At 33.4% G+C, this 14,819-nt stretch carries 14 protein-coding genes; all 14 read left to right on the forward strand.

What is annotated here, in order from left to right; genetic code table 11:
- The first annotated feature begins 22 nt into the window (after window positions 1-22).
- On the forward strand, window positions 23-1,468 hold the full coding sequence (locus JNO63_RS03920; RefSeq protein WP_203127187.1) for a DUF1538 domain-containing protein: 1,446 nt from the start codon (window positions 23-25) through the stop codon (window positions 1,466-1,468).
- Window positions 1,468-2,076, forward strand: coding sequence for a transcriptional regulator (locus JNO63_RS03925; RefSeq protein WP_203127188.1), 609 nt, complete (start codon window positions 1,468-1,470; stop codon window positions 2,074-2,076). Before JNO63_RS03920 ends, JNO63_RS03925 begins: the two co-directional genes overlap by 1 nt.
- A gap of 76 nt (window positions 2,077-2,152) precedes the next feature.
- Window positions 2,153-2,461 (forward strand): thioredoxin, encoded by a 309-nt coding sequence (gene trxA, locus JNO63_RS03930; RefSeq protein WP_203127189.1) that lies wholly within the window; start codon window positions 2,153-2,155, stop codon window positions 2,459-2,461.
- Complete coding sequence (locus JNO63_RS03935; RefSeq protein ID WP_203127190.1) at window positions 2,461-3,345, forward strand: NAD(P)/FAD-dependent oxidoreductase; 885 nt, start codon at window positions 2,461-2,463, stop codon at window positions 3,343-3,345. Before trxA ends, JNO63_RS03935 begins: the two co-directional genes overlap by 1 nt.
- A 128-nt stretch (window positions 3,346-3,473) precedes the next feature.
- Window positions 3,474-3,944 carry a MarR family winged helix-turn-helix transcriptional regulator gene (locus JNO63_RS03940; RefSeq protein ID WP_203127191.1) on the forward strand — a complete coding sequence of 157 codons (471 nt, stop codon included), beginning with the start codon at window positions 3,474-3,476 and terminating at the stop codon, window positions 3,942-3,944.
- A gap of 2 nt (window positions 3,945-3,946) precedes the next feature.
- A complete protein-coding gene (ftsH, locus tag JNO63_RS03945) occupies window positions 3,947-5,950 on the forward strand; it encodes an ATP-dependent zinc metalloprotease FtsH (RefSeq protein WP_203127192.1) in 2,004 nt (667 codons plus the stop codon).
- A 219-nt stretch (window positions 5,951-6,169) separates the two neighbouring features.
- Window positions 6,170-7,156 (forward strand): signal peptide peptidase SppA, encoded by a 987-nt coding sequence (sppA, locus tag JNO63_RS03950; protein WP_203127193.1) that lies wholly within the window; start codon window positions 6,170-6,172, stop codon window positions 7,154-7,156.
- Window positions 7,149-7,631 (forward strand): RDD family protein, encoded by a 483-nt coding sequence (locus JNO63_RS03955; RefSeq protein ID WP_203127194.1) that lies wholly within the window; start codon window positions 7,149-7,151, stop codon window positions 7,629-7,631. The genes sppA and JNO63_RS03955 overlap by 8 nt, the downstream gene beginning before the upstream one ends.
- A gap of 177 nt (window positions 7,632-7,808) precedes the next feature.
- Entirely contained in the window at window positions 7,809-10,337 is a 2,529-nt protein-coding gene (locus JNO63_RS03960) for a ribonucleoside-diphosphate reductase subunit alpha (protein ID WP_203127195.1), read from the forward strand.
- Between the two features lie 72 nt (window positions 10,338-10,409).
- Window positions 10,410-10,670, forward strand: a complete 261-nt coding sequence (locus JNO63_RS03965) for a type II toxin-antitoxin system RelB/DinJ family antitoxin (RefSeq protein ID WP_203127196.1) — start codon at window positions 10,410-10,412, stop codon at window positions 10,668-10,670.
- Window position 10,671: 1 nt separating this feature from the next.
- Window positions 10,672-10,932 (forward strand): Txe/YoeB family addiction module toxin, encoded by a 261-nt coding sequence (locus JNO63_RS03970; protein ID WP_338014978.1) that lies wholly within the window; start codon window positions 10,672-10,674, stop codon window positions 10,930-10,932.
- Between the two features lie 13 nt (window positions 10,933-10,945).
- Entirely contained in the window at window positions 10,946-12,004 is a 1,059-nt protein-coding gene (locus JNO63_RS03975) for a ribonucleotide-diphosphate reductase subunit beta (protein ID WP_203127197.1), read from the forward strand.
- Between the two features lie 157 nt (window positions 12,005-12,161).
- Entirely contained in the window at window positions 12,162-12,761 is a 600-nt protein-coding gene (locus tag JNO63_RS03980; RefSeq protein WP_203127198.1) for a TetR/AcrR family transcriptional regulator, read from the forward strand.
- The gene (locus JNO63_RS03985) at window positions 12,758-14,812 is read left to right on the forward strand and encodes an efflux RND transporter permease subunit (RefSeq protein ID WP_203127199.1); all 2,055 of its coding nucleotides are present in this window, start codon (window positions 12,758-12,760) and stop codon (window positions 14,810-14,812) included. Before JNO63_RS03980 ends, JNO63_RS03985 begins: the two co-directional genes overlap by 4 nt.
- Window positions 14,813-14,819 lie beyond the last annotated feature (7 nt).

Below are 14,819 nucleotides of genomic sequence, written 5' to 3' on the forward strand. Positions count from 1 at the left end.
GACAAGACGAAACTAAACAATTATGTTAAAAGAGACAATCGCAAGATTGCCTCTTTTTTTAACACAATATAAGGAGGCGCCTATATTTCTAGATTATATTAAAGAAAACACTAAGGCAGTTTTGCCTATAGTTTTCTTGGTATTTATCCTCAATTTTTTTGTGGGACTTGCAAGTGATTTGCTAATAAAATTTGTCCTAGGAGCTTTTGGAGTCATAGTAGGTCTATCTGTATTTTTATCTGGAATTGACCTTTCTATTTCAAAAATTGGAAGCATGATGGGAGATTTTTTAGGAAGATTTGATAAAATTATAAAAGTAATTTTATTTGGTATTTTTATTGGCTTTGTAATTTCTATGGCAGAACCAGATCTATTAATTTTGGCCAATCAAATTACCCATGCCATAGGGCTTTCCCCATGGCTTATAGTTGCTGTTATTTCTCTTGGGGTTGGGCTTATGATTGCAATGGGTCTATTTAGAATTTTTAATGAGATTTTCATTTCAAAACTCATGTGGATTCTTTATATTATCATTTTTGCTTTGATGTTTATATCAAATGATACAGGCCATGCTATTGCCTTTGATGCATCAGGAGCTACAACTGGAGCAATGACAACTCCATTTATTATTGCCCTTGGTCTAGGTGTTGCAAACTTAAAAGGTGATTACAGTGAAGATAACTCTTTTGGATTAGTAGGAATTGCCTCAGCAGGTCCTATTATTGCAGGATTATTGATGAGCTTATCTGTTGGAGAAAATACTTTTGAAATCGAATCAGCAGCCCACACTTCGGCTATTCTTAGTGGAATTAAAAATGCAAGTTTTGCTATAATTCCAATAGCTCTTGTATTTTTATTAATGAATACTAAGTATTTTAAAACACCAAAAGATGAATTAACAGAAATTTTACTTGGATTGTTGTATACTTATTTGGGCTTAATTATATTTTTAAGCTCAGTTGAAGCAGGATTTATGGAACTTGCCCGTGTTTTGGGTGAAGGACTTAGAGAATCTAAATTACTACCACTAATTGGATTTGTAATGGGACTGCTTGTAGTCCTAGCAGAACCAGCCGTCGCAGTACTTGCCGAGCAGGTTGAAGATGTAACTGGTGGTTCTATAAAAAGAAAAAGTATTTTAAGGGCCTTGTCAATTGGAGTTGCAAGTGCAGTTATGCTTGCAATTATCAGAATAAATTCAGAAAATTTTGCCCTTTGGATGGTTATTGTCCCAGGATTTTTGCTTTCATTATTGCTATCACTTAAAATTCCGCAAATTTTTGTAGGAATTGCCTTTGACTCAGGAGGAGTTGCTTCAGGACCGATGACTGCGACATTTATATTGGCCTTTTGCCAGGGAGTGGCAGGCAATGTAGCAGATGGTTTTGGAGTTATTTCTTTTGTAGCCATGATGCCAGTTCTTACAATAATGATCTTGGGCTACCTTTATAAGAAAGGAAGTAGATAATGCAGTTTTTACGAGTAATTTTGCCAAGAGGCCTTGGCAGCGATTTTATGAAAGTTTTAAAAGATGATGGGGCAAAGGCAATTTCCTGTATGTATGGCTATGGTTCAGCCCCTGATGCTATTTCAAATTTACTCCATGTAGATAAAGTAAAAAAAGAAGTTGTAATGGCCATTTTGGATGATGAGAGTGTAAAAAAAATACTTGATGATTTAAGTGAAAAGTTGGATAAAACCAATACAGGTATAGCATTTACATCACCACTTGATTATAAAGGAGAAGATGATTTGAATTTTGATATAGATTATGTAGCCCTATATGTAATTGTAGACCGCCATGAAGGACAAAAAGCAGTACACATTGCCCAAGAAAATGGTGCAAGGGGTGCTACACTTGTTCACGGACGCGGTTCTGCAAAAGAAGTAAAATCGATATTATTAAATATGAACATAGAGCCAGAAAAGGATATCGTAATAATGCTGGTTAAAAAAGACCTAGTAGAAAAAATCCGAGATGCTATATATGAACAGATGAATTTAATAGAAGAAAATAAGGGTATAATATACTCACTACCGGTTATGGAAGTGAGAGGTTTAGTCGAACAAAACTAGCCTTTGTTAATTATTAGCAGGAAAAATTCAATATAAAATTTCCTGCGGATACATAACAAAAATAAAGGAGAAAAAAATGCGTGAATTAGACACATTAGGATTTAGAGATGAAGTAGAAGCTGGCAAAGGACTTTGCCTAGTAGATTTTAATGCAACATGGTGTGGACCTTGCAAAATGCAAGCACCAGTATTAGAAGAATTATCAAATGAAGTAGACTATCCAATCTATGGAGTAGATGTAGATGAGGCAGAAGAAATAGCAAGCCAATACAATGTAAATGCTGTTCCAAGCCTTATGATTTTTAAAGATGGTAAGTTACAAGAAACTCTAGTAGGCTTTCAATCAAAAGATGTCCTAGAAGAAGCAATGGGAAAATATTTATAATGAGATATAATTTAGCAGTAATCGGCGCAGGTCCAGCAGGACTTAGCGCCGCTGTTAATGCAAGCATAAGAAATAAAAGTGTTATAGTATTTGGAAGCGATTCCCCAGCAATTTCAAAAACCGAAGGTGTAAAAAATTATCTTGGTTTTGGGACAATAAGTGGAGCAGAATTAAATAAAAACTTCAAAAAAACTCTTGAAGGCCATGATATAGAAAGATCAAATGAAAAAGTCCAGCAAATATATGCCATGGGAGATTATTTTGCAATTATCCTAAAGGGGGATAAAATGATTGAAGCTACATCTGTGATTGTAGCAACAGGCATAGAACTGAAAAAAGACTTGATCGGAGAAGATAGATTTTTTGGTAAGGGCGTTTCATATTGTGCTACCTGCGATGCAAGTTTTTATAAAGGCAAAAAAGTTGTACTAATCGGCTACAACGAAGAATCAGTCGAGGAAGCAAATTACACTTCAGAAGTAGTGGATAAACTTATTTATGTAAATATGTATAAGGAAAATCCAGAGTTAAATGAAGATATTGAAGTAATAAATGGAGAAGTCCCAGTGGAATTTATAGGAGAAAAAAATCCTACAAAGCTTAAATTTAAATCTGGTAAAGAGATAGAAGCGGATGGATTTTTTATTATCCGTGATTCAGCAAGACCAGAAAGATTAGTTCCATCTATAAAAACAGATAATGAACACATCATTATTGATAAAAACTGCCGCACAAATATCCGTGGTCTTTATGCTGCAGGAGATGTAGCAGGTAGACCATATCAAATAAATAAGGCGGCAGGAGAGGGTCAAGTTGCAGCATTAGATGCAGCAAAATACATAAGTTTAATTGAAAGTAGGAAATTTTCCAAAGACTTGTGGTAAATAAGATATATAAAAATATAAAAAATATTATTTTCAATTAAAAGAATATAAAAAATAGTATTTTTTTGATTGAAAATTCTAAAATTATATGTAAAATGAATAAAAAGATAAAAAATCCAGGAGGAGTTATGGCAACGGAACATATTGATTTTTTTGAATTCAATAATTCAATTTTCTCTATGATTAGAGAAATTTCACATAAAATTGATATATTATTGCAAGATACAGCTCAAGAATTGGGCATTACTACCTTGCAATTAAAAATGCTAATTACCCTTTATGCTAATAAAGATGCTGTTTCTATAGGAAACTTAGGAAAAGCAATTGGGGTAACAGGCGGTAATATTTCAAACATTTGTAAAAAATTAGAAAAACAAGGGTTTGTAACTAGAATAAGATCTGATGAAGATGAAAGAGTAGTAAATGTAGAACTAACTGAAAAAGGGAGCAAAGCAGCTGATAAGGTTGGAACATATTTTGACAAAATCAGAACAGACATCCCAACAGATGAGATAGATGTTAATTTACAAACAATAATTGATGAACTAGGAGCCCTTGATGTACTTTTAGATAATTATATCTCAAGGAGCGGACTATAAAGATGAGCGATAAAAAAAACAAATCTAATAGACCTCTTTTGTATTATTGGATAATTGCAATCATACTTTATATTGTAATTAGATTTGCAGTTAACCCAGTTATCAACCAAGACGCTGCAAAAGAGGTAAGCTATAGCCAATTTGTTACTATGATTGAAAAAGATCAAGTAACAGAAGTTTTCAAAGATGAAACAAAATATACTTTCAAAGCAGTAGTAGATGGCAAAGAGCAAACTTATGAAACAGGTTTGTGGGCTGATACTGATCTAACAGATAGACTTTTAGAGGCTAAGAAAAATAACGATAAGCTAACATTTAGTAGAAAAATAGAAACAACTATGAATCCATGGTTGACTATATTCCTAACATCAATCTTGCCTTTATTATTCCTATATGCAATATTTATTTTTGCGTCAAGATCTCTTACAAAGACCATGGGAGGCCGTGGTGGCGCAGACTTTATGAACTTTGGAAAATCAAATGCCAAAGTTTATGTGGAAAATAAAACAGGAAAGACTTTTAAGGATGTAGCTGGTCAAGAAGAAGCAAAAGATTCCTTATTTGAAATCGTAGACTTCCTTCACAATCCAGGAAAATACAAAGAAATTGGTGCTAAAGTACCAAAAGGTGTACTTTTAGTAGGACCTCCAGGAACTGGTAAGACACTTTTAGCAAAAGCAGTTGCTGGTGAAGCAAGTGTGCCATTTTTTACAATTTCTGGATCAGAATTCGTAGAAATGTTTGTAGGTCTTGGTGCAAGTAAGGTACGTGATTTATTTAAGCAAGCCAAAGAAAAAGCTCCATGTATTGTATTTATCGATGAGATTGATGCTATTGGTAAAAAACGTGATACAGGTGGTTTTTCTGGAAATGATGAACGTGAACAAACACTAAATCAATTATTAAACGAAATGGATGGTTTTGATGCAACTGAGGGGGTAGTACTTTTAGCTGCAACAAACAGACCAGAAATCTTAGACCCAGCCCTTACACGACCAGGACGTTTTGATAGACAAGTTGAAGTAGAACTTCCTGACAAACAAGGTCGTGAAGATATTTTAAAAGTACACGCTAAAAATATTAAACGCGAAGATAATATCGACTATGAAGAAATAGCAAGAAGAACAGCAGGAACATCTGGTGCAGATCTTGCAAATATCGTAAATGAAGGTGCCTTGCGAGCAGTGCGTGAAGGCCGCAAAAAATTAACCCAAGAGGACCTTGAAGAATCAATCGAAGTTGTAATTGCAGGTCAACAAAAGAAAAATGCAGTAATTTCTGATGACCAAAAGAAAATTATTGCCTATCACGAAGTTGGCCACGCCCTAGTAGCAGCAATTCAAACCCACAAGACCCCAGTTACAAAAATTACAATTGTACCAAGAACTGGTGGAGCATTGGGTTACACAATGACAGTTGATAAAGATGAAAAATATATTATGACCAAGCAAGAGCTATTTGATGAAATTTGTACTTTTGCCGGTGGTCGTTCTGCAGAAGAGTTAGTATTTAATACAAAAACTACTGGTGCAAGCAATGATATAGAACGTGCAACAGCCATGGCAAGATCTATGGTTACTATATACGGTATGGATGAAGACTTTGACTTTATGCAACTAGAACAAATCCAAGGAAAATACCTAGGTGGAGAAAGAGGACTAATTGTATCAAGTGGAACAGGAAATAAAATTGATGAAAAAGTTCAATCAATTATAAACCAAGCCCACATGAGAGCAATTGAAATCTTAAAAGAAAATATGGATAAGCTTCATGAAATTTCTGACTTCTTATTAAAAGAAGAAACTATAACAGGTGAAGAATTTATGGAAATATTAAACCGTAAAGAAGTAGATTCTATAGATAAGGAAGAAATCAGACAAAACACTGATGTCGACCTAAATGACTTAGATGATGAAGATACAGAAATAAATGATTTGCCACCAATAAATGAAAATCTAGATGATATGCCAAAGGATAATACTGAGGGCAATCAAGAAGATGAATAATAAAAAAACTGCCCAAAATAATGGGCAGTTTTTTATTTGGATATAATATTACATATGATATGTAAAATAGGCCGTGAGGCCTATACATTACAATTATTCTTAGTGTTAACGATAACTGTCATGCAATATAATTATACTTAAAATAAAAAATAAAACAATACATTGCAATCTATGTTATAATTATGACATAAATTGTTATAAGAAATAAAAGGAGGAAAAATGGAGACCAGTAACAAAAAAAGATGGTTAGCAGGAGGCCTTGCCCTCATAGTATTTTTGCTTTCACTTTTCACAGGAGAAAGCAAAGTAAAAGATTTTAATGAGGCAAATGTTTATGAAGAAGCCCGTCAAAGATTTATGGGGGCTGAAGATGAAGTCCTATATGGATCAAACCCTAATCAAAGAATTATGGTTCTTGATGTAGATGGAATGATAGCAAAAGATGATGCAAATGACTTTTTAGCAGAAAAACTTGATGAAGTCCTAGATGATGCTACAATCAGGGCAGTAATCTTGCATGTAAATTCTCCAGGTGGATCGGTTTATGCTAGTGAACGTATAGCAAAAAAAGTTGAGAAGATACAAGAGAAAAATATCCCAGTTTATTCAGTTATGCAAGAAGTAGCCGCTAGTGGTGGATATTACATATCTGCTCCATGTGATAAAATATACGCTTCAAATGAAACCTTTACAGGATCTATTGGGGTTATTATGCAATCTTATTCCCTAGAAGGTTTATTTGAAGAACATGGTATCAAAGAACAAAATGTTACAACTGGTAAAATGAAAGATGCAGGTACATTTGGCCGTGATATGAATAAGGAAGAAAAAGAATATCTTCAAGCCTTAGTAGACAGTGCCTTTGGTAGGTTTGTAAAAGTAGTAGCAGATGGTCGTGACATGAGTGAGTCAGAAGTTAGAAAACTTGCTGATGGAAGAATTTATGATGGTAGCCAAGCTGTAGAAAATGGTTTGGTAGATGAAATAGGTGATTTGGATGATGCAGTTGCAGATATCAGCGAAAAATATGAACTTACAGATCCAGTGGTATTTGAGAAAAATGAATTTGCAAGTGCTTTTGCAAAATACTTACCATACTTTAAATCAAATACTGATAATCCAAAATCAGACCTACAAATTTTAAAAGAGCTTATGGAAAGCGAAAAAAATAAACCTATGTACCTTTACGGGGGCTACTATGAGTGAGATTCAAGTAGTAGATAGGAAAGAAGTTCGAACTGATTTTTACTATGCAGGTTTTTTTATTAGACTTTTAGCCTTTGCTATTGATATGATAGTTGTCAATGCTATAGCTAGCATTATAAAAGGCATAATTGGAAGTGATGTAGATATTTTTAACAGTATCACATTATTTACTATTATAAGCTGGCTGATTACTCTAGCATACTTTACTCTCATGACTTATTTTAATAAGGGACAGACCTTGGGAAAAATGATTACAAATATAAGAGTGATTCCTACAAGAGGAGATAAATTAACTTTAGGTCAAGTTGTTTCACGTGAAACATTCGGCAGATATGTACAAAACAAATATATGATTTTATATCTACTAATAGCTTTTGTTCCAAAAAAGCAATCGCTAATTGATTTGTTGTGTGACACTGTCGTAGTTAAGAATCGTGAGTATGAATATTATTTAAACACAAGAGAAATTTTATAAATATATGTAAATATATCTAAAACATTGTAAAATCTAGCCTATATTTTGCTTAAAGCGCAGAATATAGGCTTTGTTAAATTTATGTATTTCTTTTCAAATAAATACTATATATGGTATCATAATTATCAGTTGATATAAATATACACAAGATATAGTATTAGAAAAATAGAGGAAATTATGGAAATTATTAAAAGAGATGGGACCCGTGTTCCATTTGAAAAATCAAAAATTGAAATAGCTATTTCAAAAGCCTTCGCCTCAGTAGATAGTTTAGTATCTGATGAAAAACTATCTGAAATGAGCGATAAGATTGCAGCTACTATCAATGAAAAATACCCAAAAGATCACACTGTGACAGTTGAGGAAGTGCAAGATTTAGTAGAATTAACCCTAATAGATGAAAACTATTATAGGGAAGTAAAATCATTTATACTTTACCGTGCAAAACACAATATGGATCGCAAGGTAATGACTGATTTTGAACAATATATCAGTGACAAAGAAATTTTAGATATTATTTCAAAAGTTCAAAATGAATTTGATAACCAAAGATATCCAATCGATTCACTTTATTTAAAATTTGAGTCATTTACCAAAGCAAATATGACTGACGATGAGCTTTTAAAAGCCTTAACTCGTGCAGCTAGTGAGCTTACCAGCAAGGAAACTCCAGATTGGGAAATCATTGCAGCAAGATTTTTAATGTATGAAATCGACCGTGAAATAAAGAGAAATGAAGAAAGATACGACATTGTAGATTTTAAATCAAAAATCGACTACCTAACTAATGCTGGCCTTTATGGAGCATATATCAAAGAAAACTACTCGCCAGAAGATTTTGATGAGCTAGAAAGCTATCTTAAAAAAGAACGTGATGATTTATTTACCTATTCTGGTTTAGATTTGGTTAAAAAACGCTATTTAATCCGTACATTTACAGGTGATATCATCGAAAGTGTCCAAGAAATGTTTATGGGCATTGCCATGCACTTAGCAATTCCAGAAAAAGATAGTGTTGCCTTTGCAAAAAGACTTTATGACATTCTTTCAACATTAAAAGCAACTATGGCGACCCCTACCATGACAAATGCTAGAAAGCCATTCAACCAACTTTCATCATGCTTTATAGATACAGTTCCAGATACTTTAAAAGGAATTTATCGTTCAATAACAAATTTTGCTGAAGTTTCTAAGCACGGCGGCGGCATGGGTTTATATTTTGGAAAAGTCCGTGCAAATGGATCTGACATTCGAGGTTTTGAAGGAGTTGCAGGTGGAGTTATCCGCTGGATAAGACTTGCAAACGACACTGCAGTTGCAGTTGACCAACTAGGTGTCCGCCAAGGAGCAGTTGCTTGTTACCTAGATATTTGGCATAAAGATATGCCAGAATTTTTGGGACTTAAAACAAATAACGGCGATGATAGGATGAAAGCCCATGATATTTTCCCTGGAGTTTGTGTTCCAGATTATTTCTGGGAATTGACCCGTGATGATATAAATGCAACTTGGTATATGTTTGACCCACATGAAATTGTAAAAAAATATGGCAAATCATTAGAAGACACCTATGGTGAGGAATGGAAAGAATTTTATTTAAAACTCATTGAGGATAAAGAAATCTCAAGAAGAACAATGCCAGTAAAAGAAATGGTGCGTTTATTAATCAAATCCTGGACAGAAACAGGAACACCATTTGTATTTAACAGAGATGCAGTAAATAAGTTTAATCCAAATAAACACAAGGGCATGATTTATTCATCAAATCTATGTACAGAAATTGCCCAAAATATGAGTTCATCAGAAACAATTTCAACAGAAATAGTTGATGAAAACGGCGATACAATTATAGTTAACAAAACAAAACCGGGTGACTTTGTAGAATGTAACCTAGCAAGTCTAACCCTTGGTAAATTTGATGTAACCGACCAAGCAGTCCTAGAAGAAACTGTAAGAACAATAGTTAGAGCCCTAGATAATGTAATCGACCTAAACTACTATCCAACCCCATATGCAGAAGTAACAAACAAAAAATACCGTGCAATTGGACTTGGAACAAGCGGTTACCATCATATGCTAGTTAAAAATGACATCAAATGGACAAATCGTGAGGCCCACGCAGAATTCGTAGACAAGGTTTATGAAGATATAAACTACTATGCAATTCTAGAATCAAAGGAAATTGCCAAAGAAAAAGGTGCTTACAAAGAGTTTGAAGGATCAGACTGGCAAACAGGCGATTATTTTGCTTTAAGAGATTACAATAGCGAGCGTTGGGAAGAATTAAAAAATCAAGTAGCTAAAAACGGTCTAAGAAATGGTTATCTAATGGCAATCGCTCCAACGGGCTCTACATCAATTATCTCAGGAACATCTGCAGGAGTTGATCCAATTATGAGCAGATACTTCCTGGAAGAGAAAAAAGGAGCCATAGTACCAAGAGTAGCCCCAGGACTAACCACAAAAACATTCTGGCTTTACGAAAACGCCCACGACATTGACCAAAATATCTCAATGGAAATGGCAGGAGTAAGACAAAGACACATAGACCAAGCCCAATCAATAAATATCTACATCACCAACGAATACACCATGCGCCAAATATTAAACGTATATATTAAAGCATGGGAATCAGGAGTAAAAAGTATTTACTACGTAAGAGGCAAGAGCCTTGAAGTAGAAGATTGCGATTCTTGTGCAAGTTAGATAATAAAAAAAACTCCTTTGATTATATGCATATACATTGTATAGTATTTGTATATAAAAAGGAGATTAATTATGACCCAATCACAAATAAATGTAAGAGTTGACTCTGATACAAAAAAGGATGCTGAAAGGATATGCTCAGAAATAGGGATATCTTTATCATCAGCAATTAATGTATATCTAAAAAAAATCGTAAGAGAAAATAAAATTCCTTTTGAATTAGAAGCAGATCCTTTTTATAGTCCCAAAAATCTCGAAAAAATTGATCAATTGATAGAAGACTATGAAAAAGGTAAATTAGAAATCGTAAACCATAGCTTAATTGAGGAGTGATTTGAGAAACATCGAGTGGACTATGCCTGCATGGGAAGAATACCTATCTTGGCAGAAAGAAAATAAAAACAACTTTAAAAAAATAAATAAACTTATAAAAATTACTATAAGAACACCTTTTGAGGGGCTTGGTAAACCTGAGCCTTTAAAATCTAACTATTCAGGTTATTGGAGTAGAAGGATAGATCAGGAACATAGAATTGTTTATAAAGTTTTTGATGAAAAAATAGTTATCATATCTTGCAAAGGGCATTATGAGTAAAAAGGAGCATACAATGGAAGATAGCAAAAAAAAAGAAGTTGAAAAACGTGGAATTTTCAATGAAGATGGAGATGTAGATCTTGCTAAGAGAAAAATCATCCAAGGAAATACCACAAATTTAAATGATTTTAACAACTTAAAATACACTTGGACCAGTGATTGGTACCGCCAAGCTATGAATAACTTTTGGATACCAGAAGAAATTAACCTAAATCAAGATATAAAAGATTATAGAAATCTTGATGAGCATGAAAAATTTGCCTTTGATAGGATAATTTCATTTTTAACATATCTTGACTCAATCCAAACTGCAAATCTCCCAAATTTGCAAACCTATGTTACAGCAAATGAAATCAACCTTTGCCTATCAATTCAAACCTACCAAGAGTCCATCCACTCTCAATCATATTCATATATCCTAGATACAATTTGTTCACCAGAAGAACGTACAAATATCCTTTATATGTGGAAGGATGACGAACATTTACTTCACAGAAATGAATACATCGGGGAGCAATACAATGATTTCTTAGAAAAAGATGACGAATTTAACTTTATGAAAGCCCTAATTGCAAATTATATTCTAGAAGGAATTTATTTCTACTCAGGATTTTCATTTTTCTATAATCTAGGACGTAACGGCAAAATGCCAGGAACTGTTCAAGAAATCAGATACATCAACCGTGACGAAAATACCCACCTATGGTTATTTAGGTCTCTTATAAATGATCTTAAAAAGGAAAGACCAGATTTATTTACCCAAGAGCACATCAAATACTACACAGAAATGCTAAAAGAAGGTGTAGAGCAAGAAATTGCTTGGGGAAAATATGCTATTGGTGATAATATTTCAGGACTAAATGGCAAAATGATAGAAGATTATATCAAGTATTTAGGAAACCTAAGAGCGAAAGGTCTTGGATTTGGAAATCTATATGAAGGCTATAACGAAGTGCCAGATTCTATGAAATGGGTTGAAGAATACGCTGACCCTAACCAAGTAAAAACAGACTTTTTTGAGGCAAAAGTTTCTGCATACTCCAAATCTTCAATTATCGAAGACGATTTATAAAATTAGAACCCTTAGGGGTTCTTTTCTTGTGCCTAAATTTCAATAATTTTTACTAATTGATAAAATTTTTTAAAAATAGTTGAACATTGTTCATTTGAGTGTAGAATATAAACTGTAACAACAAATGAACGATGTTCATTTTTATATAGGAGGTTTTATGGCATCGGATAGATTAGGTGGGAAAAAAGCAAAAATTATGGAAGCGGCTCTTAAAGTTTTTAAGAAAAAGGGTCCTGATAAGGCTTCTGTACGTGAAATCATGGCTGAGTCTGGTTTTGGACTTGGAACTTTTTATCTATATTACACTGATAAAAATGATTTGAAGGAAAAAATCGTCCTTGATAAGGCCATGGATATCATAATCAAAGCTGAGGAAAACTGTAAGGGTGAAGATCCAGTTGAAAGATACATTTCTTTTGTGGATTACATAATAGATTATTTAATTGCTAATCCCTTTGAGCTTGACCTTTTAAGTAACAATATTACCTGGGCCCTATATACAAAAATTGAGCATGATGAAAGGCTGACTGAGGCTGATTCGACTCTGCAATTTATTCTAAGTAGGTATGAAAATTTATTTTCCAAATCTTACAGCCAGTCTCAGCAACTTTACATCCTCGCTATGACATTTGATATTATGATGTCCACTTGTAAGAGTGCCCTTATGGAAGATTCAACTTTATCTATCGATGAAATGAAACCAGTTTTATTTGCTGTTATAGGAAAAATTTTTAATGGAACAGGAGAAATTAAATGAAAAAAATATCAAAATTTATTTCATACCATCCAAAATTAGTCTTACTTATTATGACCTTATTACTTATACCTTCTTGGATTGGCTATGAAAAAACTGATGTAAATTATGACATTCTCTCCTACTTACCTGCTGACCTTGAGTCTACCCAAGGCCAAGAAATTCTAGATAAAGATTTTAAAAACGCTGCAACTGGCATGCTGATTTTAAAGGGCGATGACCATGATGCAGATGAACTTAAAAACAAAATTCTAGAAGTTGATGGTGTAGAAGATGTTATTTCAAAATCTTCTATTGTGGGAGATACAGTACCAAATGACTTTTTGCCAGATGAGATAAGGGATACTTTTTATGCAGAAGATTCTACTCTTTTGATGGTTAAATTTAGCGAATCATCCTCCTCATTTAGGACTATGGAGGCCATTGATCAGATAAAGGCAATTGAGTCTAAGGAAAAATTCTTATCAGGTATTTCATCTTTAGTAAAAGATACCAAGGACCTAATAGACCATGAAACACCAATATATGTGGCACTGGCAGTAATTCTTGCCCTTATAGTTTTAAGTTTGGCCAATGAATCAACTATCATACCATTTTTGTTTATGCTAAATATTGGTTATGCAATTTTATATAACTTTGGTACAAATATTTTCCTAGGGGAGATTTCATATATTACCAAGGCAATTGCAGCAGTACTCCAACTAGCTGTAACTACAGACTATTCAATTTTCTTATATCACAGATATGTAGAGAAAAAACAAACAAATGAAGACAATCGTGAAGCAATGTCAAAGGCAATTACAAGTACAGTTGCATCTATATTTGCATCATCACTTACTACCTTTGCAGGATTTTTAGTATTGATTTTAATGAGACTAGGTCTTGGTAAAGATATCGGTCTTGTAATGAGTAAGGGTGTGCTTTTAGGATTAATCTCAACAGTAGTTGTCCTTCCACCAATGCTATTGCTTACAGAAAAATGGGTTAATAAATATAATCACAAAGTATTATTACCATCATTTGAAAAAACTGCAGATTTTACCTTAAAATACAGAAAAGCTTTATTTATTGTATTTTTAGCCCTATTTGTCCCAGCAGTTTATGGATCAAATAATACTGAACTTTATTACAACCTAGATAGGTCCTTACCACAAGATCTTGACTCAATAGTTGCCCTAAACAAAATGAAAAAAGATTATGACATGGCATCTACTGACTTTATAGTGGTAAAAGATGATTTGAGTAAGCAATCTATAAATGGCATGATAGATGATCTTGAAAAAGTAGATGGTGTAAACAATGTCCTTAGCGTAAATTCTATGACTGGACTTACCTTGCCATCTAGTGTTTTACCAGATAAATTAAAAGATAATTTTGTAAAAAACGGCTACCAAATGATTATGCTAAATTCGAAATACCAAACAGCATCACCAGAAGTTAATAAACAAATTGAAGAAATAAATAAGATTGTAAAAGCCCACGACCCAGATGGCTACTTAACAGGTGAAGCAGTCCTTACTGATGACCTAACAGAAATATCTGATAGGGACTTCCAAATGGTAAATATAGCCTCTATTGTCGTTGTATTTTTAATTATAGCAGTGGTATTTAAATCTTTTGCACTTCCAGTTGTACTAATTGCAGCAATAGAACTAGCCATTTTTATAAATATGGGAATTCCATTTTATATGGGCCAAACAATACCATTTATCACATCAATAATCATTGGTGTAGTCCAATTAGGATCAACAATTGACTACTCAATCCTAATGACAGATAGGTTTTTATATGAATATAAGCAAACAAAAGACAAAGATGAGGCCTTAATGATAGCTACAAAAGAAACTGCAAAATCAATCGTAACATCAGCCCTATCATTTTTTGCAGCAACAATCGGTGTAGGTATCTACTCAAAAATGGAGATTGTATCTACCATATGTATATTTTTGGCAAGAGGAGCAATAATTTCTATGCTAGTAATTATTATCTTCCTACCTGCAATAATTAGTGTGACATTCCCATTCATAAAGAAAACAACAAAAGGATTAAACTAGGAGGATT

The sequence above is a fragment of the Anaerococcus sp. mt242 genome, assembly GCF_016798225.1.
Classification (GTDB): Bacteria; Bacillota; Clostridia; order Tissierellales; family Peptoniphilaceae; genus Anaerococcus.

Excerpts from the sequence above, each read along its gene's own strand:
- JNO63_RS03920 (WP_203127187.1), top strand. The coding sequence starts at position 23 with ATGTTAAAAGAGACAATCGCAAGATTGCCTCTTTTTTTAACACAATAT.
- JNO63_RS03925 (WP_203127188.1), top strand. The coding sequence starts at position 1,468 with ATGCAGTTTTTACGAGTAATTTTGCCAAGAGGCCTTGGCAGCGATTTT.
- trxA (WP_203127189.1), top strand. The coding sequence starts at position 2,153 with ATGCGTGAATTAGACACATTAGGATTTAGAGATGAAGTAGAAGCTGGC.
- JNO63_RS03935 (WP_203127190.1), top strand. The coding sequence starts at position 2,461 with ATGAGATATAATTTAGCAGTAATCGGCGCAGGTCCAGCAGGACTTAGC.
- JNO63_RS03940 (WP_203127191.1), top strand. The coding sequence starts at position 3,474 with ATGGCAACGGAACATATTGATTTTTTTGAATTCAATAATTCAATTTTC.
- ftsH (WP_203127192.1), top strand. The coding sequence starts at position 3,947 with ATGAGCGATAAAAAAAACAAATCTAATAGACCTCTTTTGTATTATTGG.
- sppA (WP_203127193.1), top strand. The coding sequence starts at position 6,170 with ATGGAGACCAGTAACAAAAAAAGATGGTTAGCAGGAGGCCTTGCCCTC.
- JNO63_RS03955 (WP_203127194.1), top strand. The coding sequence starts at position 7,149 with ATGAGTGAGATTCAAGTAGTAGATAGGAAAGAAGTTCGAACTGATTTT.
- JNO63_RS03960 (WP_203127195.1), top strand. The coding sequence starts at position 7,809 with ATGGAAATTATTAAAAGAGATGGGACCCGTGTTCCATTTGAAAAATCA.
- JNO63_RS03965 (WP_203127196.1), top strand. The coding sequence starts at position 10,410 with ATGACCCAATCACAAATAAATGTAAGAGTTGACTCTGATACAAAAAAG.
- JNO63_RS03975 (WP_203127197.1), top strand. The coding sequence starts at position 10,946 with ATGGAAGATAGCAAAAAAAAAGAAGTTGAAAAACGTGGAATTTTCAAT.
- JNO63_RS03980 (WP_203127198.1), top strand. The coding sequence starts at position 12,162 with ATGGCATCGGATAGATTAGGTGGGAAAAAAGCAAAAATTATGGAAGCG.
- JNO63_RS03985 (WP_203127199.1), top strand. The coding sequence starts at position 12,758 with ATGAAAAAAATATCAAAATTTATTTCATACCATCCAAAATTAGTCTTA.